This is a genomic window from Streptomyces gardneri (assembly GCF_006539185.1).
Classification (GTDB): domain Bacteria; phylum Actinomycetota; class Actinomycetes; order Streptomycetales; family Streptomycetaceae; genus Streptomyces; species Streptomyces gardneri.
Window position 1 is genome coordinate 40,933 of sequence record NZ_BJMN01000005.1, and the last position, 21,310, is coordinate 62,242.

At 72.0% G+C, this 21,310-nt stretch carries 19 protein-coding genes; 8 read left to right on the top strand and 11 right to left on the bottom strand.

Translation table 11 applies throughout. From position 1 onward, the window contains the following. Position 1 precedes the first annotated feature (1 nt). Positions 2–649 (bottom strand): TetR/AcrR family transcriptional regulator, encoded by a 648-nt coding sequence (locus SGA01_RS02720; RefSeq protein ID WP_141292922.1) that lies wholly within the window; start codon positions 647–649, stop codon positions 2–4. Positions 650–813: 164 nt separating this feature from the next. Between SGA01_RS02720 and SGA01_RS02725 the strand changes: the two genes are divergently transcribed. Further along, complete coding sequence (locus SGA01_RS02725) at positions 814–2,034, top strand: acyl-CoA dehydrogenase family protein (protein ID WP_141292924.1); 1,221 nt, start codon at positions 814–816, stop codon at positions 2,032–2,034. Positions 2,035–2,289: 255 nt separating this feature from the next. Here SGA01_RS02725 and SGA01_RS02730 read toward each other — a convergent pair whose 3' ends face one another. Next, positions 2,290–2,469, bottom strand: coding sequence for a hypothetical protein (locus SGA01_RS02730; RefSeq protein WP_141292926.1), 180 nt, complete (start codon positions 2,467–2,469; stop codon positions 2,290–2,292). Positions 2,470–2,622: 153 nt separating this feature from the next. Further along, positions 2,623–3,090: a VOC family protein gene (locus tag SGA01_RS02735; protein ID WP_141292928.1), complete on the bottom strand. Its 468-nt coding sequence runs from the start codon at positions 3,088–3,090 to the stop codon at positions 2,623–2,625. A gap of 143 nt (positions 3,091–3,233) precedes the next feature. Here SGA01_RS02735 and SGA01_RS02740 point away from each other — a divergent pair, with 143 nt between their 5' ends. Next, on the top strand, positions 3,234–4,607 hold the full coding sequence (locus SGA01_RS02740; protein ID WP_141292930.1) for a cytochrome P450: 1,374 nt from the start codon (positions 3,234–3,236) through the stop codon (positions 4,605–4,607). Between the two features lie 64 nt (positions 4,608–4,671). Here the strand turns inward: SGA01_RS02740 and SGA01_RS02745 are convergent, their stop codons facing one another. After that, positions 4,672–5,154, bottom strand: a complete 483-nt coding sequence (locus SGA01_RS02745; RefSeq protein ID WP_141292932.1) for a glutathione peroxidase — start codon at positions 5,152–5,154, stop codon at positions 4,672–4,674. Positions 5,155–5,190: 36 nt separating this feature from the next. Between SGA01_RS02745 and SGA01_RS02750 the strand changes: the two genes are divergently transcribed. Together SGA01_RS02750 and SGA01_RS02755 are read left to right on the top strand one after the other, a co-directional pair. After that, complete coding sequence (locus tag SGA01_RS02750) at positions 5,191–5,415, top strand: DUF6011 domain-containing protein (protein ID WP_141292934.1); 225 nt, start codon at positions 5,191–5,193, stop codon at positions 5,413–5,415. A 126-nt stretch (positions 5,416–5,541) separates the two neighbouring features. Next, positions 5,542–6,612 carry an RNA ligase (ATP) gene (locus SGA01_RS02755; protein WP_141292936.1) on the top strand — a complete coding sequence of 357 codons (1,071 nt, stop codon included), beginning with the start codon at positions 5,542–5,544 and terminating at the stop codon, positions 6,610–6,612. Between the two features lie 9 nt (positions 6,613–6,621). On the opposite strand, the gene SGA01_RS02760 is transcribed toward SGA01_RS02755, so the two are convergent. Together SGA01_RS02760 and SGA01_RS02765 are read right to left on the bottom strand one after the other, a co-directional pair. Then, the gene (locus SGA01_RS02760; RefSeq protein WP_141292938.1) at positions 6,622–7,485 is read right to left on the bottom strand and encodes an acyl-CoA thioesterase; all 864 of its coding nucleotides are present in this window, start codon (positions 7,483–7,485) and stop codon (positions 6,622–6,624) included. A gap of 14 nt (positions 7,486–7,499) precedes the next feature. Next, positions 7,500–10,013 (bottom strand): DEAD/DEAH box helicase, encoded by a 2,514-nt coding sequence (locus tag SGA01_RS02765; protein WP_141292940.1) that lies wholly within the window; start codon positions 10,011–10,013, stop codon positions 7,500–7,502. A 133-nt stretch (positions 10,014–10,146) separates the two neighbouring features. Here SGA01_RS02765 and SGA01_RS02770 point away from each other — a divergent pair, with 133 nt between their 5' ends. After that, on the top strand, positions 10,147–10,938 hold the full coding sequence (locus SGA01_RS02770) for a metal-dependent hydrolase (RefSeq protein WP_141292942.1): 792 nt from the start codon (positions 10,147–10,149) through the stop codon (positions 10,936–10,938). Between the two features lie 13 nt (positions 10,939–10,951). Here SGA01_RS02770 and SGA01_RS02775 read toward each other — a convergent pair whose 3' ends face one another. Beyond that, positions 10,952–11,890 carry a LysR family transcriptional regulator gene (locus tag SGA01_RS02775; protein WP_141292944.1) on the bottom strand — a complete coding sequence of 313 codons (939 nt, stop codon included), beginning with the start codon at positions 11,888–11,890 and terminating at the stop codon, positions 10,952–10,954. A gap of 71 nt (positions 11,891–11,961) precedes the next feature. On the opposite strand from SGA01_RS02775, the gene SGA01_RS02780 reads away from it, so the two are divergent. Then, positions 11,962–12,624, top strand: coding sequence for a maleylpyruvate isomerase family mycothiol-dependent enzyme (locus SGA01_RS02780; protein WP_141292946.1), 663 nt, complete (start codon positions 11,962–11,964; stop codon positions 12,622–12,624). A 5-nt stretch (positions 12,625–12,629) separates the two neighbouring features. Here the strand turns inward: SGA01_RS02780 and SGA01_RS02785 are convergent, their stop codons facing one another. Then, positions 12,630–13,430 carry a TetR/AcrR family transcriptional regulator gene (locus tag SGA01_RS02785; protein WP_141292948.1) on the bottom strand — a complete coding sequence of 267 codons (801 nt, stop codon included), beginning with the start codon at positions 13,428–13,430 and terminating at the stop codon, positions 12,630–12,632. Positions 13,431–13,551: 121 nt separating this feature from the next. Between SGA01_RS02785 and SGA01_RS02790 the strand changes: the two genes are divergently transcribed. Then, positions 13,552–14,259: an NAD(P)-dependent oxidoreductase gene (locus tag SGA01_RS02790; RefSeq protein ID WP_141292950.1), complete on the top strand. Its 708-nt coding sequence runs from the start codon at positions 13,552–13,554 to the stop codon at positions 14,257–14,259. A gap of 73 nt (positions 14,260–14,332) precedes the next feature. Here the strand turns inward: SGA01_RS02790 and SGA01_RS02795 are convergent, their stop codons facing one another. Together SGA01_RS02795 and SGA01_RS02800 are read right to left on the bottom strand one after the other, a co-directional pair. Then, the gene (locus SGA01_RS02795; protein ID WP_141292952.1) at positions 14,333–16,114 is read right to left on the bottom strand and encodes an ABC transporter ATP-binding protein; all 1,782 of its coding nucleotides are present in this window, start codon (positions 16,112–16,114) and stop codon (positions 14,333–14,335) included. Further along, positions 16,111–17,934, bottom strand: coding sequence for an ABC transporter transmembrane domain-containing protein (locus SGA01_RS02800; RefSeq protein WP_141292954.1), 1,824 nt, complete (start codon positions 17,932–17,934; stop codon positions 16,111–16,113). The genes SGA01_RS02795 and SGA01_RS02800 overlap by 4 nt, the downstream gene beginning before the upstream one ends. 195 nt (positions 17,935–18,129) lie before the next feature. On the opposite strand from SGA01_RS02800, the gene SGA01_RS02805 reads away from it, so the two are divergent. Continuing rightward, positions 18,130–19,746, top strand: a complete 1,617-nt coding sequence (locus SGA01_RS02805) for a peptide-N4-asparagine amidase (protein WP_167533987.1) — start codon at positions 18,130–18,132, stop codon at positions 19,744–19,746. Between the two features lie 48 nt (positions 19,747–19,794). Here SGA01_RS02805 and SGA01_RS02810 read toward each other — a convergent pair whose 3' ends face one another. Beyond that, positions 19,795–21,231: a Gfo/Idh/MocA family protein gene (locus SGA01_RS02810; RefSeq protein ID WP_141292956.1), complete on the bottom strand. Its 1,437-nt coding sequence runs from the start codon at positions 21,229–21,231 to the stop codon at positions 19,795–19,797. Positions 21,232–21,310 lie beyond the last annotated feature (79 nt).

Below are 21,310 nucleotides of genomic sequence, written 5' to 3' on the forward strand. Positions count from 1 at the left end.
GTCAGAAGCCCGGACCGCCGGGCAGGTCGTCGGCCATCGCGAGCCGGCCCCACAGGAGGTCGGCCAGGCTGCTGACCAGCTCGGCGCGGGAGCAGGGGCGCTCGCCGAGCCACCAGTCGCCGGCCGCGTGCATCATGCCGACGATGCCGTGGCCCCAGATGCGGGCCTGGACGTCGGCGGCGGGTCCCAGGTCGACGCGCTCGGCGATGACCTGGCCGAGCTCCTCGCCCATGCGGCGCAGCAGCGGGGCCGAGTGGCGGCCGACGTCGAAGCTCTGCTCGGACTGGTGCGACTCCTCCGCCGGGTGCATGAGGAAGCGGTAGACCTGGGGCATCGCCTCGATCGAGGCGAGATAGGTGTCGAGGGTGGACTCGACGCGGCGGCGCCGGTCGGAGGGGGCGTCGAGCGCGGCCCGGAGCGCCGACAGGAGCGCGTCCGTGTGGCGGGTGGCGAGGGCGCGGTAGAGGCCGCCCTTGTCGCCGAAGTGCCGGTAGAGGATCGGCTTGGTGATGCCGGCCTCCGCCGCGATGGCGTTCATGGACGCCTTGGGCCCGTCCCGGAGCACCACCCGGTCCGCCGCCTCCAGCAGTTCGCGCCGGCGCTGTTCCGCGGGCTTCTGCTGGTCGGTGGTCCGGTGTGTGATGTCCATAAGCGTGTCTCCCCGCCCGTGCGATTCCGTGAGGCTGTCGCAACGTAACACCCGCCCGGCACTCGGTGCCGGGCGGCCCGAAGTGCTCCGCCGCAGGTTGACAGCCCGTACCCACCGGTAACAGACTGCTGTTACCGCAAGTAACGTACTGCTGGGAGGGAACTATGGCCGAGTTCACGCTCGAACTCAACGACGACCAGAAGCAGGTCCGCGACTGGCTGCACGGTTTCGCCGCCGATGTGATGCGTCCGGCCGCGGCCGAGTGGGACGAGCGTGAGGAGACCCCCTGGCCGATCATCCAGGAAGCCGCCAAGCTCGGAATCTACTCCCTCGACTTCTACGCCCAGCAGTTCTTCGACCCGACCGGCCTCGGCGTCCCCATGACCATGGAGGAGCTCTTCTGGGGCGACGCGGGCATCGCCCTCTCCATCGTCGGCACCGGCCTCGCCGCCGTCGGCGTCCTCGCCAACGGCACCGAGGAGCAGATCGGCACCTGGGTCCCGCAGATGTACGGCGACGCGAACGACGTGAAGGTCGCCGCCTTCTGCTCCTCCGAGCCCGACGCCGGCTCCGACGTCGCCGCCATGCGCACCCGGGCCGTGTACGACGAGGGCAAGGACGAGTGGGTCCTCAACGGCACCAAGACCTGGGCGACCAACGGCGGCATCGCCAACGTCCACGTCGTCGTCGCCGTCGTGGACGCCGAGCTCGGCTCCCGGGGCCACGCCTCCTTCATCGTGCCGCCGAACACCCCGGGCCTCTCGCAGGGGCAGAAGTTCCAGAAGCACGGCATCCGCGCCTCCCACACCGCCGAGGTCGTCCTGGAGGACGTCCGCGTCCCCGGTCACTGCCTCCTCGGCGGCAAGGAGAAGCTCGACGAGCGCCTCGCCAGGGCCCGGGAGAAGGCCAAGGCGGGTGGCGGCGGCGCGAGCGTGAAGAACGCCGCCATGGCCACCTTCGAGGCCTCGCGCCCGGCGGTCGGCGCCATGGCCGTCGGCACGGCCCGCGCCGCGTACGAGGTCGCCCTCGACTACGCGAAGACCCGCGTGCAGTTCGGCCGCCCGATCATCGAGAACCAGGGCATCGCCTTCCAGCTCGCCGACATGCGCACCCAGATCGACGCGGCACGGCTCCTCGTCTGGCGCGCCTCCTGGATGGCGACCGCCGGCAAGCCCTTCACCTCGGCCGAGGGCTCCATGTCCAAGCTGTACGCGAGCGAGGTCGCCAAGCAGGTCACCGGCCAGGCCATCCAGATCCTCGGCGGCAACGGCTACACCCGGGAGTACCCGGTGGAGCGGATGCACCGCGACGCGGCCATCTACACGATCTTCGAGGGCACGAGCGAGATCCAGCGGATGGTCATCAGCCGCGCGCTCGCGAAGTAGCGGACCGATCGATGCGCACAGGGCCTGTACCCCTTCGGTACGGGCCCTGCCTCGTTCGTGTCGATGCACCCGAACGGCTTCTGGCACAGGAAGGCAGGGGCAGGGACTTCATCCTTCAGGCGTTTCTCGCCATTCCTCTACCGGCTGGCTGGATTCGGGTGCATGCTGTCGCCACGGCCTCCCCGCCACCCCCGTCGGGGGGATCCGCTACGGCTCCGCCTGCTGCTGCGATGCAGGCGGGGCCGAGCACTGCCCTCAGGCGGCGAGTTCCTGCTCGGCGTCCTTGGCCTCGGCCCAGGCGGCCACGAGTACCTGATAGATCCGCTGCTCGTCGGTGGTCAGCGAGCGGCGTTGTTCGCCGGCGCGGGCCCACAGGGTGCGGATGGCGTCGTTCAGGGCTTCGGGGCTGGGGGTCTCTCTGTGGTGATCGGACATGTATTCAAGGCTAGGGCCCGGGTCTGACATAGCGGGCATCCGGCGGGCGTGCGATCCGCCACGCTCTCGGCCTGGACGGTTGCGTTCTCGGCGGGGCGCATCTCCGGCAAGCGGTGCCGGGGCGGGGCGCGGGGCGCCCCGCCCCGGACGTCGTCATACGAGACAGAATTCGTTGCCCTCCGGGTCCTGGAGCACCACCGCGTAGTAGTCCATGCCGTTCGGCTCGTCCATCGCGTACAGGATCGTGGCGCCCAGGGCCGTCAGGCGGGCCACCTCGCCGTCCACCCGCTCCCGGCGCAGCGCGAGCGGGACCTCGCGGCCGCCGCCGACCTTGAGGTCGAGGTGGACGCGGTTCTTGACGGTCTTGGGCTCCGGGACCTGCTGGAACCAGACGCGGGGGCCCACGCCCTTCGGGTCCACGATGGACTCGGGCAGCTCCCCGGCGTCCTCGCCCAGCTCGTCCTCGGGCACCCCGATCGCCTGCCAGTACTCCCGCCAGGAGGCGTGTCCGGCGGGCGGCGGGTCGGGGACGTACCGCAGGGCCTCCAGCCAGAAGGGCACGAGCCGCTGGGGGTCCGCACAGTCGATCGTCAGTTGCAGCGTGAGCTCGGGTCGGTCCATGCAGCGAGCCTTGCAGACACCACTGACAGTCGCCCGAGCCGGACCAACCGGCCGTATTCGGACGGGTGTTCAGCCCGGTCTACTTGTGGGTTACTTCCTGGGGGAGAATCACCCCGCCGGTGACGATCAAGGGGGAACCGATCATGGCCACCACCACGGGGGCGGAAGCGCCCGAGCTCGCGGGACGACCGCTGCTCGGCTCCCTGCTCGACCTCAAGAACGACTCGCTGGGCACCTTCCTGCGCGCCCAGCGCGAGCACGGCGACGTCGTCCGGATCACCGCCGGGCCGCCGGGGATGCGCGCCACCGTCTACGGCGTCTTCTCCGCAGCGGGCGCGCAGCAGGTCCTCGCCGGCGAGTCGGCCAACTTCCGCAAGGACAACGCCTTCTACCAGGAGATCCGCGAGTCCTTCGGCAACGGCCTGCTCACCAGCCAGGACGAGGACTATCTGCGCCAGCGCCGACTCGTCCAGCCCCTCTTCACCAAGCGCCACGTCGACGGATACGCCGCCGCCATCGCCGCCGAGGTCACCGCCCTCACCGCGGAGTGGGACGAGGACGGCGCCTTCACCGTCGACGTCCTCCAGCAGATGGCCCGGCTCGCGCTCCGCGCCGTCGCCCGCATCCTCTTCGGCACCGACGTCGACGCGGCCGTCGAGGTCGTCGAGCGCTGCTTCCCCGAGGTCGGCGCCTACGTCCTCCGCCGCGGCTACTCGCCGCTCAAGACGCCCCGCGACTGGCCCACCCCCGGCAACCGCCGGGCCGCCGCCGTCCACCAGGCGCTGTACGAGGTCTGCGACCGGATCATCGCCGACCGCCGGGAGTCCGGCCGCGCCCCCGGCGACGGGCAGGACCTCCTCACGCTCCTCGCCGAGGCCGAGAGCGCCGAGGACGGCAGCTTCAGCGCCACCGAGCTGCGCGAGCAGGTCCTCGTCTTCCTCGTCGCCGGCCACGAGACGACCGCGACCTCCCTCGGCTTCGCCCTCCACCTCCTCGGCCTGCACCCGGAGGTCCGGAAGCGGGCGCACGAGGAGGTCGACCGGGTGCTCGCGGGACGTACCCCCGGCGCCGCCGACCTGGACTCCCTGCCGTATGTCACCCAGGTCCTCAAGGAGGCCATGCGGCTCTTCCCGGCCGCGCCCGCCATCGGCCGCCGAGCCGTCGCCGCCACCGAGATCGACGGCGTCACCGTCCCGGCCGGCGCGGACGTCATCGTCGTGCCCTGGGTCACCCACCGGCACCCCGCCTACTGGGAGGACCCGGAGCGCTTCGACCCCGACCGCTTCACGCCCGAGGCGGAGGCCGCCCGCCCCCGGTACGCCTGGTTCCCCTTCGGCGGCGGCCCGCGTGCCTGCATAGGCCAGCACTTCTCGATGCTGGAGTCGGTGGTCGCCCTGGCGATGCTCCTCCAGAAGTACGAGTTCGAGGCCGTCGACACCGAGGTCCCGGTCGCCCCCGCGATCACCCTCCAGGCGGCGGGCCCGGCCCGCTGCCGGCTCCGCCCCCGCACCGCCTGAGCGGCCCGGCACCGAAACGCCCCCGGACACCGTCACCCGACGGCGCCGGGGGCCACGGCCCGCCTCAGGCGAGCTGCGCCTCGATCGCGGAGAGGACCTCCGGGGCCTCCGGCTCGGTGCGCGGACGGAAGCGGGTGACCCCGCCGTCCTTGCCGACGAGGAACTTCTCGAAGTTCCACTGCACGTCGCCGGCCTCGCCGTCGGCGTCCGCGACCTTGGTCAGCTCCGTGTAGAGCGGGTGGCGGCCCTCGCCGTTGACGTCCGTCTTCTCCAGGAGCGGGAAGGACACCCCGTAGGTCACCGAGCAGAAGGTCTGGATCTCGTCCGCACCGCCCGGCTCCTGGCCCGCGAACTGGTTGCAGGGCACGCCGAGCACGGTGAGGCCACGCTCCCCGTACTCCTTCTGCAGCCGCTCCAGACCCGCGTACTGCGGGGTCAGACCGCACTTCGAGGCCACGTTCACGACGAGGACCGCGCGGTCCCGGTAGTCGGCGAGGGAGACGGCCTCCCCGGTCAGGGTCTTCAGGGGGATGTCGTACAGGCTCATGGACCGCTCCTGGTCGAAATGGGGTTTGATCTCAGCATGGGTGAAGAACGACTGGCGCTCGCGATCGATTCCGCGACGGAGGAAGAGCCCCACCGGGTGTGCTGCCGACTCTGCGGCCGCCCGCTCACCGGCGCGGACTCCCGCCGCACGGGCCTCGGCCCGACCTGCGACGCCAAACTCCACCCGCCGGGCCCCGACATCCGCTCCCGCCGCCACGAGGTCGTCCAGGACGCCCTCCCGGGGATCGACGACACACCGTAGCGAAGGGGGTGGCCACGGTACGGGAACCCGGCGACGCTACCAGGCGAGAAAACGATGGCCCAGGGAAATTCGCGTCGGCACAGTGATCACCGATGAGAACGAAACCCGAGCCACCGGAGTCCTGACATGTCGACCCTGCGCGTCACCGCCGAAGTCCTCACCGTCCACCCCCACCCCAACGCCGACGCCCTGGAACTCGCCCAGGTCGGCCTCTACCGCGCCGTCGTCGCCAAGGGCGCCTACCGGACCGGCGACGCGGCCCTCTACATACCGGAGCAGGCGGTGCTGCCCGCCCCCCTCGTCGACGAGCTCGGGCTGACGGGCCGCCTGGCAGGGAAGGACTCCGACCGGGTCAGGGCCGTACGACTGCGCGGCGAGCTGTCGCAGGGCATCGTGTGCCGCCCCGGCGCGCTCGCCGACACCGACCTCGCCCGGGCCGCGGCCGAGCGGACCGACTTCGCGGAGACGCTCGGCATCACCAAATGGGTCCCACCGATCCCGACCACCATGAACGGCGACGTCGAGTCGGCACCCGACCTGCTGCCCTGGGTCGACATCGAGAACCTCCAGCGCTACCCGGACATCTTCGAGCCCGGCGAGCCCGTCGTCCTGACGGAGAAGCTCCACGGCACGGCCTGCCTGCTGACCTGGCACGCCGAGGACGGGCGCGTCCAGGTCTCCTCCAAGGGGTACGGGGCGAAGGGCCTCGCGCTCCAGGAGGACCCCCGCAACCTGTACTGGCGCGCCGTCCACGCGCACGGACTGCCCGCCGTCGCGGAGCGGCTCGCCGAGCGCCTCGGCGCCCGGCGGATCGGCTTCTTCGGCGAGGTCTACGGAGCCGGGGTGCAGGACCTCACCTACGGCGCCGACGGCCGCTCCGGGACCGTCGGCTACGCGCTCTTCGACCTGTCGGCCGAGATCGACGGCCAGGTCCACTGGCTGACCCCCGCCGAGGTCCTCGAACCCGGCGAGGTGCCGCTCGTCCCGAGTCTGTACAGCGGCCCGTACGACCTGGACACCGTCCTCGCGCACGCCAGCGGCCGGGAGACCGTCTCCGGGCGCGAGGCGCACCTGCGGGAGGGTGTCGTCATCCGCCCCGCCACCGAGCGGTACAGCCCGGTCGTCGGCGGCCGGGCCATCGCCAAGGCGGTCAGCCCGGCCTACCTGACCCGGAAGGGCGGCACGGAGTACGAGTGACCGGACCGCTCAGAGCTTCCTGAACAGGCCCTCCTGGACCACCGACACCAGGAGCTGCCCCTCGCGGTCGTAGATCCGGCCCCGGGCCAGGCCGCGTCCGCCGGTCGCGATCGGCGACTCCTGGTCGTACAGGAACCACTCGTCGGCCCGGAAAGGCCGGTGGAACCACATCGCGTGGTCCAGCGACGCCATGTCGAAACCGCGGGGGCCCCACAGGGGCTCCACCGGGATGCGGACCGCGTCCAGCAGGGTCATGTCCGAGGCGTACGTCAGGGCGCAGGTGTGGATCAGCGGGTCGTCGCCCAGCGGCCCCACGGCCCGCATCCACACCGCCGAGCGCGGGTCCGCGCCCTTGACCTCGTCCTGGGTCCAGCGCAGCCGGTCCACGTACCGGATCTGGAACGGTTGGCGACGGGCCATCCGCTCCAGGGCCTCCGGCAGCGCGCCGAGGTGTTCGCGGATCTCGTCGGCGAGGTCCGGAAGGCTCTCCGGGTCGGTCAGGTGCCGGGGCGGCAGCTGATGCTCGAAGGCGCCCTCCTCCGGCTTGTGGAAGGAGGCCGTGAGATTGAAGATCGTCCGGCCCTCCTGCACGGCCGTGACCCGACGGGTCGTGAACGACCGCCCGTCCCGCACCCGCTCCACCTGATACACGATCGGCACGCCCGGCCGGCCCGGCCGCAGGAAGTAGGAGTGCAGCGAATGGACCGGCCGGTCGCCCTCCGTGGTGCGCCCGGCCGCGACGAGGGCCTGCCCGGCGACCTGCCCGCCGAAGACCCGTTGCAGCGACTCCTGCGGGCTCCGCCCACGGAAGATGTTGACCTCGATCTGCTCCAGGTCGAGCAGATCGACGAGCCTCTCGGCGGGATTGGTCACGTCAGGTCTCTCCTCTACAGCTGTCCGACGGACGTCACGCGTACGACCGCGCGGCCCTCCTCGTCGGAGGCGGCGAGATCCACCTCCGCGCTGATGCCCCAGTCATGGTCGCCGTTCGGGTCGGCGAAGGTCTGCCGGACGCGCCACAGGCCGTGCGCCGCGTCCTCCTCGATGGCCAGCAGCTTCGGGCCGCGCGCGTCCGGGCCCGTACCGAGATCGTCGTACTCGTCCCAGTAGGCGTCCATCGCCTCGCCCCACGCGTCCGCGTCCCAGCCGGACTCCGCGTCCAGCTCGCCGAGCGCGTCCACGTTGTCGAGGGCCGCCAGCTCCACCCGGCGGAACATCGCGTTGCGCACGAGGACCCGGAAGGCGCGGGCGTTCGCCGTGACCGGCTTGACCTGGTCGGCCTTCTCCTGGGCCTCCTCGGCCGTCTGGATCTCCGGGTTCGCCAGCTGCTCCCACTCGTCGAGCAGCGAGGAGTCCACCTGTCGCACCATCTCGCCCAGCCAGGCGATCAGGTCCTCCAGGTCCTCGGTCTTCAGGTCGTCCGGGATGGTGTGGTCGAGCGCCTTGTACGCGCTCGCGAGGTAGCGCAGGACGATGCCCTCGGTCCGCGCCAGCTCGTACCAGGACGTGAACTCCGTGAAGGTCATGGCGCGTTCGTACATGTCACGGATGACCGACTTCGGCGACACCGGGTGGTCGCCGACCCACGGGTGGGACTTCCGGTAGACGTCGTACGCGTGCCAGAGCAGCTCCTCCAGCGGCTTCGGGTACGAGATCTCCTGGAGCCGCTCCATCCGCTCCTCGTACTCGACGCCGTCGCGCTTCATCTGCCCGACGGCCTCCCCGCGCGCCTTGTTCTGCATCGCGGCGAGGATCTGGCGCGGGTCGTCGAGCGTCGACTCGACGACCGACACCATGTCGAGGGCGTACGACGGGGACTCCGGGTCCAGCAGGTCGAAGGCGGCGAGCGCGAAGGTCGACAGCGGCTGGTTCAGCGCGAAGTCCTGCTGGAGGTCGACCGTCAGCCGGATCGTGCGGCCCTCGGCGTCCGGTGTGTCCAGCTGCTCCACCACACCGCCGTCGAGCAGCGAGCGGTAGATCGCGATGGCCCGGCGGATGTGCCGCAGCTGCGCCTTGCGCGGCTCGTGGTTGTCCTCCAGGAGCTTGCGCATCGCGTCGAAGGCGTTGCCCGGCCGGGCGATCACCGAGAGCAGCATGATGTTGGTGACCTTGAAGCGCGAGGTCAGCGGCTCGGGCTCGGAGCCGATCAGCTTCTCGAAGGTGGTGTCGCTCCAGGCGACGAAGCCTTCCGGGGCCTTCTTGCGGACGACCTTGCGGCGCTTCTTCGGGTCGTCGCCGGCCTTTGCGAGCGCCTTCTCGTTCTCGATGACGTGCTCGGGCGCCTGCGCGACCACGTAACCCGCCGTGTCGAAGCCGGCCCGTCCGGCCCGGCCCGCGATCTGGTGGAACTCACGGGCCCGGAGGGTGCGCACCCGGCTGCCGTCGTACTTCGTCAGCGCCGTGAACAGCACCGTACGGATGGGCACGTTGACACCGACGCCCAGCGTGTCCGTCCCGCAGATGACCTTCAGCAGACCGGCCTGGGCCAGCTTCTCGACGAGCCGCCGGTACTTGGGCAGCATGCCCGCGTGGTGCACGCCGATGCCGTGGCGGACGTACCGCGAGAGGTTCTGCCCGAACTTGGTGGTGAAGCGGAAGTTGCCGATCAGCTCGGCGATCCTGTCCTTCTCCTCACGCGTGCACATGTTGATGCTCATGAGCGACTGGGCCCGCTCGACGGCCTGCGCCTGCGTGAAGTGGACGATGTAGACCGGAGCCTGCTTGGTCTCCAGGAGCTCCGTCAGGGTGTCCGTGATCGGCGTCAGCTCGTACTCGTAAGAGAGGGGCACCGGCCGCGTCGCCGAGCGGACCACCGAGGTCGGCCGTCCGGTCCGCCGCGTCAGGTCCTTCTCGAACATCGACACGTCGCCGAGCGTCGCCGACATGAGGACGAACTGCGCCTGCGGCAGTTCGAGGATCGGGATCTGCCAGGCCCAGCCGCGGTCGGCCTCGGCGTAGAAGTGGAACTCGTCCATGACGACCTGGCCGATGTCGGCGTACTTGCCGTCCCGCAGCGCGATCGAGGCGAGCACCTCGGCGGTGCAGCAGATGACCGGCGCGTCCGCGTTCACGGAGGCGTCGCCGGTGAGCATGCCGACGTTCTCGGTGCCGAAGATCTTGCACAGGTCGAAGAACTTCTCCGACACCAGCGCCTTGATCGGCGCCGTGTAGAAGGTGACCTGGTCGTTCGCGAGCGCCGTGAAGTGCGCCCCCGCGGCGACCAGCGACTTCCCCGAGCCGGTGGGGGTGGACAGGATCACGTTCGCCCCGGACACCACCTCGATGAGCGCCTCCTCCTGGGCCGGGTAGAGCGTGATGCCCTGGTCCTCGGCCCATGAGGAGAAGGCCTCGAAGAGGGCGTCGGGGTCGGCGGTCGGCGGAAGACGATCGATAAGGGTCACGCCCCCCATCTTGCCTGGATTCCGCTCGGATGAGGGAACCGGCCGGAGGCCTTCTTGATCACGGACGGTAGGCTCGTCCGTCGACCGGTCGTCAACTGAGCGCCGGCGCACGAGAAACGGGGCGGCAGCGACCATGATGGGACCGGCGCACTCACTGTCCGGAGCGGCGGCCTGGCTGGGTGTCGGAGCGGCGGCCGCCGCCTTCGACCGTCCCATGCCCTGGCCGGTCCTCCTCGTCGGCGCGCTCATCTGCGCCGGCGCCGCCCTCGCCCCTGACCTCGACCACAAGTCGGCGACCATCTCCCGCGCCTTCGGGCCGGTCTCCCGGCTCCTCTGCGAGGTCGTCGACAAGCTCTCGTACGCCGTCTACAAGGCCACCCGCTCCGCCGCCGACCCCCGCAGGTCCGGCGGGCACCGGACGCTCACCCACACCTGGCTCTGGGCCGTCCTGATCGGTGCCGCAGCCTCCGCCGCGGCGGTCACCGGCGGCCGGTGGGCGGTCCTGGCCATCCTCTTCGTCCACCTGGTCCTCGCCGTGGAAGGGCTGTTGTGGCGGGCCGCCCGGATGTCCAGCGACGTCCTGGTCTGGCTGCTCGGCGCCACCAGCGCCTGGATCCTCGCGGGCGTCCTCGACAAGCCCGGCAACGGCGCGGACTGGTTCTTCACCGGCCCCGGCCAGGAGTACCTCTGGCTCGGCCTGCCGATCGTCCTCGGCGCCCTCGTCCACGACATCGGCGACGCCCTGACGGTCTCCGGCTGCCCGATCCTGTGGCCCATCCCGGTGGGCCGCAAGCGCTGGTACCCGATCGGCCCGCCCAAGGGGATGCGCTTCCGGGCCGGCAGCTGGGTCGAGCTCAAGGTCCTCATGCCTGCCTTCATGGTGCTCGGCGGCGTCGGCGGGGCCTCGGCGCTCGGCTTCTTCTAGGGCCGGACACCCCCTAGCCGCCCGGCGGATTCGGGGACGGTTTCGGGAGCGCCTCGCGCAGACGGTCGAGGAGTTTCCGGGCCGCGGGGCTGGAGGGACCCGTGGCCTGCCATGCGAGCGCGACACGGGCCCGCATCTCGGGCCGGACGATCCGCAGGGTGCGGAGGTGTCCGTCGAGCGGGGACCCGTCCTCTCCGGCGGGCAGCACGGCGATGCCCAGGCCCCGCGCGGCGAGTTGTACGAGCAGGTGGGGGGCTGCCGCCTCGAAGGTGACCCGGGGGCGGAATCCTGCCTGCGAACAGCCGCGTTCGAGCGCCGCGCGCACCCCGGTGCCACGGGGCAGGCAGATCAGCGGCCGATCGCGGAGTGCGGCGAGCGGGATGCTCGTGCCGTCGAGGCTGTCGAGGCCGTCGAGCAGCGGACCGCCAGGTGCGACAACGGCGACGAGCGGGACGTCGATCACCGTTTGGAAGGCCGTTCCCGGTGGTGGCACCTCCTCTGCCGTCCCGAGTACGGCGATGTCGAGCTCGCCCGTCACGAGCGCGGCCTGCATCCGTTCCGTGCTGTCCTCGGTGAGCGCCACCTCCACCGAGGGGTGGTCGTCGTGGAAGTCCGCGAGCAGGGCGGCGATGTCGAATGCGTGACCGGCGGCACCGGAGACCATCCCCAGCGTGACCCGGCCACGCAGCAGGCCCGTGTACGCATCCACCGTCTGCTGCACCGCGTCCGCCGCGGCCAGTGCGGCGCGGGCGTAGGGAAGGACCGCCCTGCCCACCTCGGTCGGCGTCACCGATCGGCCGGAGCGGTCGAGCAAGGGCTGCCCCAGCTCCTTCTCCAGCTGGCGGATCTGGGCGCTGAGGCCGGGCTGCGACAGATGCAGCCGGGCGGCGGCGCGGGTGAATCCGCCTTCCTCCACCACGCAGACGAGGTAGCGCAGCTGACGAAGCTCCATAACTCGTGATTCTAGGTGGCAGTACAACTATCTATTGGAGATATCGCCCGGTCGGCCGCAGGCTTGATCACATGGAGAACGGGACAGCCCGCAAGGGCACGAGGGCCGCGATCAGGGCCGCGATCGCGGCGGAACGCCGAGAACTGGCCGACCTGTTCGACACGCTGCGAACCGAGCAGTGGGACGAACAGAGCCTCTGCACGGGATGGCGAGTGCGCGAGGTCGTGGCGCACATGTCGATGGGGTTCCGGCTCTCCCTGCCCGCCACGTTGGGCGAGTTGGTCAAGGCGCGCGGGAACCTCCACCGGATGACCGACCGGGTCGCGCGCAGGGATGCGGAAGCCCATTCCACCACCGCGCTCTCCGCCTTTGTCCGGGACAACGCCCACCACCCCTGGACCCCACCGGTCGGTGGCTTCGCGGCGGCGCTCGGCCACGACGTGGTGCACGGGCTGGACGTCACGCTCGCCCTCGGCCACGATCGGCGTGTCCCCGAGGACCGGCTGCACATCCTGCTCGACGAGATCCGGCCCAGCGGCCTGAGGTTCTTCGGCTGCGACCTCGACGGTGTGCGGCTGTGCGCCGAGGACCTCGACTGGTCGTACGGCTCCGGTGCGCCCGTGTACGGCGCGGCCCAGGACCTCCTGTCGGTGGCCTACGGCCGCAGACTTCCGGTCGGCCGACTCCGGGGCGAGCCGAGCGACCGTTTCACCCGACCCGCCGAGGAGGCATGAAAGCGTCAGCGAGCCGTGCTCCGGCCGCCCTGTCCTCGTCCTTGCGACGGGCCGTCGGTCGGCGCGTCGGTGCGCGGGACGCCGAGGGTGGTCACGAGCCGGGTCAGCTCCTCCTGGAAGAGCTTGTCCGGGCTTGTCGTCTGGCGGCCGAGATGCCCGTACACCTCCAGGGCGACGAGCCCGTGCAGGTGCCCCCACAGCCGTAGCGCGAGGGCGACTCCGGCCGGCGGGAGGTCGGGGAAGGCCGGGCGCACCTTGTCGAGGAGTCCGGCGTCGAAGTCGGTCCAGGTGAACGCGCTGTCCCGGTAGAGGGGTTCGGCGTACGGCCAGGCCGCCGCGGCGAGTCCGGCGAGGCCGGTGCACACCCGGCGGGCCGCGTCCGGGGCGGGACCTTCCTCGGGGGCGCGGTAGCCGGGGACGGGGTCGCCGTACACGAGCCGGAAGCCCTCGGGGTTCGTCAGGGCCCAGGCTCGGAAGGCGCGGGTCCAGGCCAGGATCCGGGCGGCCGGGTCCTCGGCAGGGGTGTTCGCCCAGGCGGCGTCCACGGCGTCGGCGAGCGCCGAGTACACGTCGTCGATGAGCGTGGTGACCAGGTCGTCGCGGGTGGCGAAGTAGCCGTAGATCGCGTTGGCCGTCATGCCCATCTCGCGGGCGATGGCCCGCAGTGTGATCGCGTCGGGCCCGCCGGAGGCCATCAGCCGCAGAGCCGTGTCCTTGATCTCCGCCGTGGTCTCGGCCCGTAGCCGCTCACGGCGTCCCCGGCCGGCCGGCGGCGTCCCTGTCCGTGCTTCCGAAGTCCCGGTCATCCGGGAACCCTACCGCTCCGCTGAGGGGTGTAGGAAAACTGCACGCCGTGAACTTCACGGCGTATAGTTTTCGCACGGCGTCACGTGAGTCGCGTCGTGGATGTGATCACAGGGGAGAGTCATGCGCATCGGAGTCATCGGAGCCACCGGCACCATCGGCAGCCGCGTCGTCGCGGAGGCCCTCGCACGCGGGCACGACATCAGGGCCTTCGGCCGCGACACCACCGGGGCCGCGGCCGCCGAGACCCGCGAGAACATCACCTGGACGAGCCTCGACGTCCTCGACCCCGAGGGCATCGCCGCCGTCCTGCCGGGACTCGACGTCCTGATCAGCGCCTTCCAGCCCGGAAACGCCGCCCGGGACCTCGCGGACACCATCGAGCGCTCCATCGCCGACGCCGGCGTCTACGCCACCGCGGCCCGGGCCCTGCTCAAGGCCCTGGAGACCCATCCCAGGACCCGGCTGATCGTCGTAGGCGGCGCCGGCAGCCTGGAGATCGAGCCCGGAGTGGTGCTCGCCGACGCGGAGGAGCGTCTCCACGAGACCCTCGACTCCGTCGGGCTGCCCCGTGCCTACGCGGCGGCGGTACGCGGCCACCGGGACGCCCTGAACGTGCTGCGCACCTCGAACCGTCGATGGACCTACTTCAGCCCCGCCGAGGACATCGCGCCCGGCGAGCGCACCGGCCGCTTCCGTATAGGCGAGGACCAGCCGGTCAGGGACGCCGAGGGACGCAGCCGCGTCTCGGCCGAGGACGCCGCCGTGGCGCTCGTCGACGAGGCGGAGCTGCCCCGCTTCGTCCAGCGCCGCTTCACCATCGGTTACTGAACCATCGGCTCCTGAGCGATCCGCTGCCGAGAGGAATGGGGGCGCGCCGGCCGGCGCGCCCCCACCGCGCGGGTCAGCCGTGCCAGGACCGCCACAGCGCCGCGTACGCGCCGTCCGCCGCCACCAGCTCGTCGTGGCTGCCCAGCTCGCTGATCCGGCCGGCCTCGACCACCGCGATCAGATCGGCGTCGTGCGCGGTGTGCAGCCGGTGCGCGATGGCCACGACCGTACGCCCGTCGAGGACCCGGGCGAGCGACCGCTCCAGATGCCGGGCCGCCCTCGGGTCGAGGAGCGAGGTCGCCTCGTCCAGGACCAGCGTGTGCGGGTCCGCCAGGACGAGCCGGGCCAGCGCCACCTGCTGGGCCTGCGCCGGGGTGAGCGAACGGCCGCCCGAGCCGACCTCCGTGTCCAGGCCCTCGTCGAGGCCCCGGGCCCACCCGTCCGCGTCCACCGCGGACAGGGCCTCCCACAGGTCGGCGTCGGCGGCGCCGGTCCGGGCGAGCAGCAGATTGTCCCGGAGCGAGCCGACGAAGACGTGGTGCTCCTGATTGACCAGGGCCACGTGCTCGCGGACCCGCTCGGCGGGCATCCGCGCCAGCTCGGCGGCGCCGAGGGTGACCGAGCCCGTCCTCGGGGCGTAGATGCCCGCGAGCAGCCGGCCGAGCGTGGACTTGCCCGCGCCCGACGGGCCCACGAGGGCGAGCCGGGTGCCCGGCGCCACCTTCAGGGACACCTCGTGCAGCACGTCGACGCCCTCGCGGTAGCCGAACCGGACCTCGTCCGCCCGGACGGCCCGCCCGTCCGGGCGTACCTCGTGGTCGCCCGCGGCCGGTTCGATGTCCCGGACGCCGACCAGCCGGCCCAGCGAGACCTGCGCGACCTGGAGCTCGTCGTACCAGCGGAGCACGATCCCGATCGGGTCCACCAGCATCTGGGCGAGCAACGCACCCGTCGTCAGCTGGCCCACGTCGATCCAGCCCTGGAAGACGAAGACCCCGCCGAGGAGGAGGACACCGCACAGCACCGTCGTGTGGGTGAGCGTGACGACCGGGAAGAGCACCGACCGCAGGAAGAGCGTGTACCTCTCCCACGCGACCCACTCGGTGATGCGCCGGTCGGAGAGGGCGACGCGCTCCGCGCCGAGGCGGTGCGACTCGACGGTGCGCCCCGCGTCGACCGTCTCGGCCAGCGCGGCGGCCACCGCCGCGTACCCCGCGGACTCCGAGCGGTACGCGGACGGCGCCCGCTTGAAGTACCAGCGGCAGCCCACGACGAGCACCGGCGCCGCGAGCAGCGCCGCGAGCGCGAGCGGGGGCGCGGTCACGGCGAGCCCGCCGAGCAGCAGTCCCACCCAGACGACGCCGATGGCCAGCTGGGGCACGGCCTCGCGCATGGCGTTGGCGAGCCGGTCGATGTCCGTGGTGATACGGGAGAGCAGGTCGCCCGTGCCGGCCCGTTCGAGGACGCCGGGCGGCAGGCCGACGGAGCGGACGAGGAAGTCCTCTCGCAGATCGGCGAGCATCTCCTCGCCGAGCATCGCCCCGCGCAGCCGGACGAGCCGGACGAAGACCGTCTGGACGATCAGGGCGACCGCGAACAGCGCGACCGTCCGCTCCAGATGGAGGTCGCGGGCCCCGGCGCTCAGCTCGTCGACCACCGAACCGAGGAGGTACGGGCCGGTCATCGAGGCGATCACGGCGACCGCGTTCACCCCGATGAGCAGGGCGAACGCCCTGCGGTGACGGCGCAGCAGCTCCCGTACGTAGATCCGTACGGTCGGGCCGGCCGCGACGGGCAGCGTCGTCGCCGTCGTGGGGGCCGCCGGGTCGTACTCCGGTGGCGCCAGGCCGATCATGCCGTTTCCCCTTCCAGTGCGTCGAGTTCGTCCGTGTCGATGCCGTGGAGGCGGCTGCCCGCCGCGGCGAGCTCCTCGTCCGTCTCGCGGGTGACGACCGCGCGGTAGCGGGGCTCCTTCGCGAGCAGTTCACGGTGGGTGCCGACGGCGACCGCCTGCCCGTCGTGGACCAGGACCACCCGGTCGGCGCGGTCGAGGAGCAGCGGCGAGGAGGCGAGGACCACGGTGGTCCCGCCCTCGCGCAGCCGGGCGATGCCGTCCGCCACCCGGGACTCGGTGTGCGAGTCGACCGCCGAGGTGGGCTCGTCCAGGACGAGCACCTCCGGATCGGTCACCAGGGAGCGGGCGAGCGCGAGCCGCTGGCGCTGGCCGCCGGAGAGCGACCGGCCCCGCTCGGTGATCCGCGTCCGCATCGGGTCCCCGTCGGTGTCGACGGAGGCCTGGGCGAGTGCGTCGAGGACGTCGCCGCACTGGGCGGCGGCGAGCGCGTCCTCGGCCCGGACCGCGCCCGAGGAAGGCACGTCGAGGAGCTCCCGCAGGGTGCCCGAGAGCAGGACCGGGTCCTTGTCCTGCACGAGGACGGCCGTACGGGCGGCCGCCAGCGGCAGCTCGTCCAGCGGGACCCCGCCGAGCAGGACGGAGGTGTGCCCCTCGGCCGGTTCGGTCGGGTGTCCGCCGAGCCGGTCCGCGAGCCGTCCGGCCACGTCCGGGTCGCCGCAGACGACGGCGGTGAAGCGGCCGGCCGGGGCGACGAGCCCGGTCAGCGGGTCGTACAGGTCGCCGGTCGCCTCGCGCTCCTCGCCCGCGGCGTCGGTGGTGGTCGTGGTGCGGGTCAGCGCGAGAACCCGGGCGGCCCGCTTCGCCGACGGCCGGGAGAAGGAGAAGGCCATCGCGATCTCCTCGAAGTTCCTCATCGGGTGATGGGTGAGGGCCACGGCGCCGTAGACGGTGACGAGTTCGCCGACCGTGATCCGCCCGTCGAGCGCGAGCCGAGCGCCGTACGCCACGACGACGATGAGCAGGACGCCGGGCAGGAGGACCTGGATCGCGGCGATCAGCGCCCACATCCGCGCGCTGTGCACGGCGGCCTTGCGGACCTCCTGGGAGGCGGCGCGGTAGCGGCCGAGGAACAGCTCCTCGCCGCCGATGCCGCGCAGGACGCGGAGTCCGGCGACGGTGTCGGAGGCCAGCTCCGTGGCCTTGCCCGCCTTCTCGCGCTGGACGTCCGCACGCCGCGTCGCGCGGGGGAGGAGCGGCAGCACGGCGAGGGCGAGGACGGGGACGCCGATCGCGACGACGATGCCCAGGGCGGGCTGGTAGACGACGAGGGCGACGCAGACGATCAGCAGGGAGAGGGCGGCGGCGGCGAACCGGGACAGCGCCTCGACGAACCAGCCGATCTTCTCGACGTCGCCCGTGGACACGGAGACGACTTCGCCCGCTGCGACCCGTCGGGTCAGGACCGAGCCCAGCTCGGCGGTCTTGCGGGAGAGGAGCTGCTGGACCCGGGCGGCGGCGGTGATCCAGTTGGTGACGGCGACGCGGTGGAGCATCGTGTCGCCGACCGCGATGGCGAGCCCGCAGCCCACGAGCAGCCCGGCGGCGAGTGCGAGCCGCCCGCCGTCACGGTCCACGACCGCCTGCACGGCGACGCCGACGCCGAGCGGCAGTCCGGCGATGCCCAGCTGGAGGAGCAGCCCCCAGAGCAGGGCCTTCACCTGTCCGCCGAGCTGGTTGCGGCCGAGCCAGAGGAGGAACCGGGTGCCCGAGCGGACATCGGGTGCCCCTGGGTCGGCGTAGGGAAGATCTCGAATCTGCATGGCGTCCCAGGATCTCCGGGTCTGTCTGGGTGGGGGATCGCGCGCCGGGGGTGCGACGGCGGAGTGGAAACCGTGCAAGGTTCGCTTTTTCCCCAGGGAGCGGCAATCGATTTTCCCCAAGAGGGAACAGATCGCGCCATGTCCGCTCATCGTCCTCTGGACCGCGCCGCGGTGACCGCGCTTCACTTCCGCCCCATGAGATCACTCAAGATCATGAGCATGCTCAGCGGTCTGGTCCTGGCCGCCGGGGCGCTGCTCACCGCCCACCCGGCCGCCGCCGAGGGTCCGAACGGCCCGACGCCCCCGGCCGAGTTCGCCAGCGACTGGCACGACCCGGTCACCGCCGCCCCGCCCGTCGAGACCCCCGGCACCCGCAGCTGCGAGGTCACCCTCGCCGCCGCGCAGTTCCGCGACTTCACCCCGTACCAGGGCCGGTACACCCCGCCGAAGGAGTGCGGCACCCGCTGGAACAAGGTCGTCCTCCGGCTCGAAGGCAGCGTCAAGGGCCGTCAGTACGACCGGCTCGGCTACCTCACCGTCGGCGGCGTGGAGATCCTCCGCACCTCCACGCCCCAGCCCTCGCCCGACGGCATCTCCTGGTCCGTCGAGAAGGACGTCACCCGCTACCGCGACACCCTCAGCCGTCCGCAGCCCGTCGAGATGCTCATCGGCAATGTCGTGAACGAGACGTACACGGGCGTCCTCGACGTCCGGGTCACCCTCACCTTCCACACCGCCGAGGGCCGCGTGAAGCCCGCCGCCGGCACCCCCGACCGGGTGATCCCCCTCACCGGCCCCACCCTCACCACCCCGCGCAACACCGAACGGCTCCTCGCCGAGGTGTACGCCACCGGCTCCGGCGGCGGCTGCGAGGAGTACTGGTACCTCTCCGTCCCCGACACCGCCCCCTACTCCTGCCGGGCGACCGACGGCCCGCACCGCGAGGTCCGGATCGCCGTCGACGGCCGGCTCGCGGGCATCGCGGCCCCCTTCCCCACGGTCTGGACCGGAGGCTGGTCCAACCCCTTCCTCTGGTACGTCACCCCCGGCCCGCGCGCCTTCGACGTCCAGCCGGTCGTCTACGACCTCACGCCCTTCGCCGCCCTCCTCAACGACGGCCGGGCCCACCGCGTGGAGGTCTCCGTCGCCGGCGTCCCGGCCGGCCTGAGCGGCTGGTCCGTCCCCACCAACGTGCTGCTCTGGCAGGACGAGGGCAGTCGGGTCGTCACCGGCGGGCTCGACCGGCACGAGGAGAGCGTCCCGCGCAACTCCTCCGTGTACACGGCGGCCTCCGGGACCGCCCCGCACACCGTCGACACCGGGGCGGGACACCGGCTCACCGTCGCGGGTCACCTGAACACCTCGCACGGCCGGATCACCACCACCGTCGACCGGACCGTCGGCCACACCTCGGTCCACCGCTGGGGCGAGGGCGAGAACCCGGACGCGTTCACCGGGCGCTGGACGGACGACGAGACCGTGACCAGCGGCCGTACCGTCACCCGCGTCCAGCGCGCGTACACCATGGACGGCGAGACGACGATCGGCACGGGCGACCGGCTGCGGACGGTCCTCACCCTCGGGGACCGCGCCGACACCCTCGTCCTGCGCGACGGGCGACGCCTCTCCTGGTCGCGCCTGGACGACACGTACACCGGGGACGCGACCTACACCACCGGTGTGCCGCGCGACCAGCGGCACGCGGTCGGCACCACCACCGAGCGCTACCGGCTGTACGGCTCCGAGGGCTGCTGGGACCGGAGCCTGACGACGGTTCAGGGGACGCTCACCGAGGACCGGCGGCGCTGCTGAACACGGCGGTGCCCGGCCCCCGCACTCGGAGGCCGGGCACCACACACCTCAGGCGGGCTTGACCGAGTCCACGCCCGAGCGGGCGTTGCTCCACTCGCCGCGCGTGAAGTCGGGGATCGCCTGCGGCGCGCCCTTCGCCTTGATCGAGGCATGGCTCAGCGGCACCGGAGCCGTCCACGTGGCCGCGTCGTACACGTCGAAGTCCGGGACCAGGCCCAGCTGCACGCACTGCATCAGCCGGTAGATCATGATGTAGTCCATGCCGCCGTGGCCGCCGGGCGGGTTGGCGTGCTCCTTCCACAGCCAGTGGTCGAACTCGGCGGCGTACGACGAGAAGTCGGCCCACTGGTCGTTCGTGTGGTCCGGCTCCAGGTAGATCCGGGCCGGGTAGTCCTCGAAGACGCCCTTCGTACCGCCCAGGCTGTTGATCCGGCTGTACGGGTGCGGGGTGGAGACGTCGTGCTCCAGCCGGATGAGCCGTCCCTTGGCCGTCTGGACCAGACTGATCGTCCGGTCGCTCTCGATGTACGTCTCCTTCCAGCTCGGGTCGCCGGGCGGCATGTGCTCCGCGCGGTACTCGGCGAGCCCGAGCGCCGGCGTGCCGAAACTGCTGATGCTCACCACCCGGTCGCCGCGGTTGACGTCCATGTAGTTGGCGACGGGCCCGAAGCCGTGGTTGGGGTAGAGGTCGCCGCGCAGCCGCGTGTGCCACAGCCGGCGCCAGGGCCCCTCGTAGTAGGTCGGCGAGAACATCAGGCCGCGCAGGTCGTGGTTGTACGCCCCCGCGCCGTGCAGCAGTTGGCCGAACTTGCCGGCGTGCGCCATGCGCAGGACCCGCATCTCGTTCCGCCCGTAGCAGCAGTTCTCCAGCTGCATGCAGTGGCGGCGGGTCTGCTCCGAGAGGTCGACCAGCTCCCAGAGCTCGGCGATCGTCATCGCGATCGGACACTCGACGCCGACGTGCTTGCCGTTCAGCATCGCCGCCTTGGCCATCGGGAAGTGCTGGTCCCAGGGGGTGGCCACGTAGACGAAGTCGAGGTCGGAACGGGCGCAGAGGTTCTCGTAGTCGTCCTCGCCGTTCGTGTACACGGCGGGCGCGGGCTGACCGGCGGCGACGACCTTGGCGGCGGCCCGCTCGGCCTTCTCCCGCACCGGGTCGCAGACGGCCACCACCCGCACCCAGGGGAGCGCGAGGAAGAGGCCGATCATGCCGTTGCCCCGGTTGCCGAGGCCGACGATCCCGACACGGACCGTGGAACGGCCGTCGAAGGGAACCCCGGCCATGGTCTGTCCGCGACGCCTGGGCGTGCCCCCGGCGGCGGTCTCCGTCGTCGCTTCCGCCGTGGTCGTGGTGGCGGCCGACGCGGTGGCGGCCTGGGCGGCCGGCGCTCCGACGGCGGCGATGCCGAGGCCTGCTCCGGCCGCGCCCGCGGTGGTCCTGAGGACCTTGCGACGGCTCGGGCTGGGCGGTACCTGCTCGTTCATGGAACCTCCAGGAGCTGTGTGCACGGCTGTTTCATGAATCCCGCACAGGACCCTGGCCCCGGTGACCGATGGTGCGCAA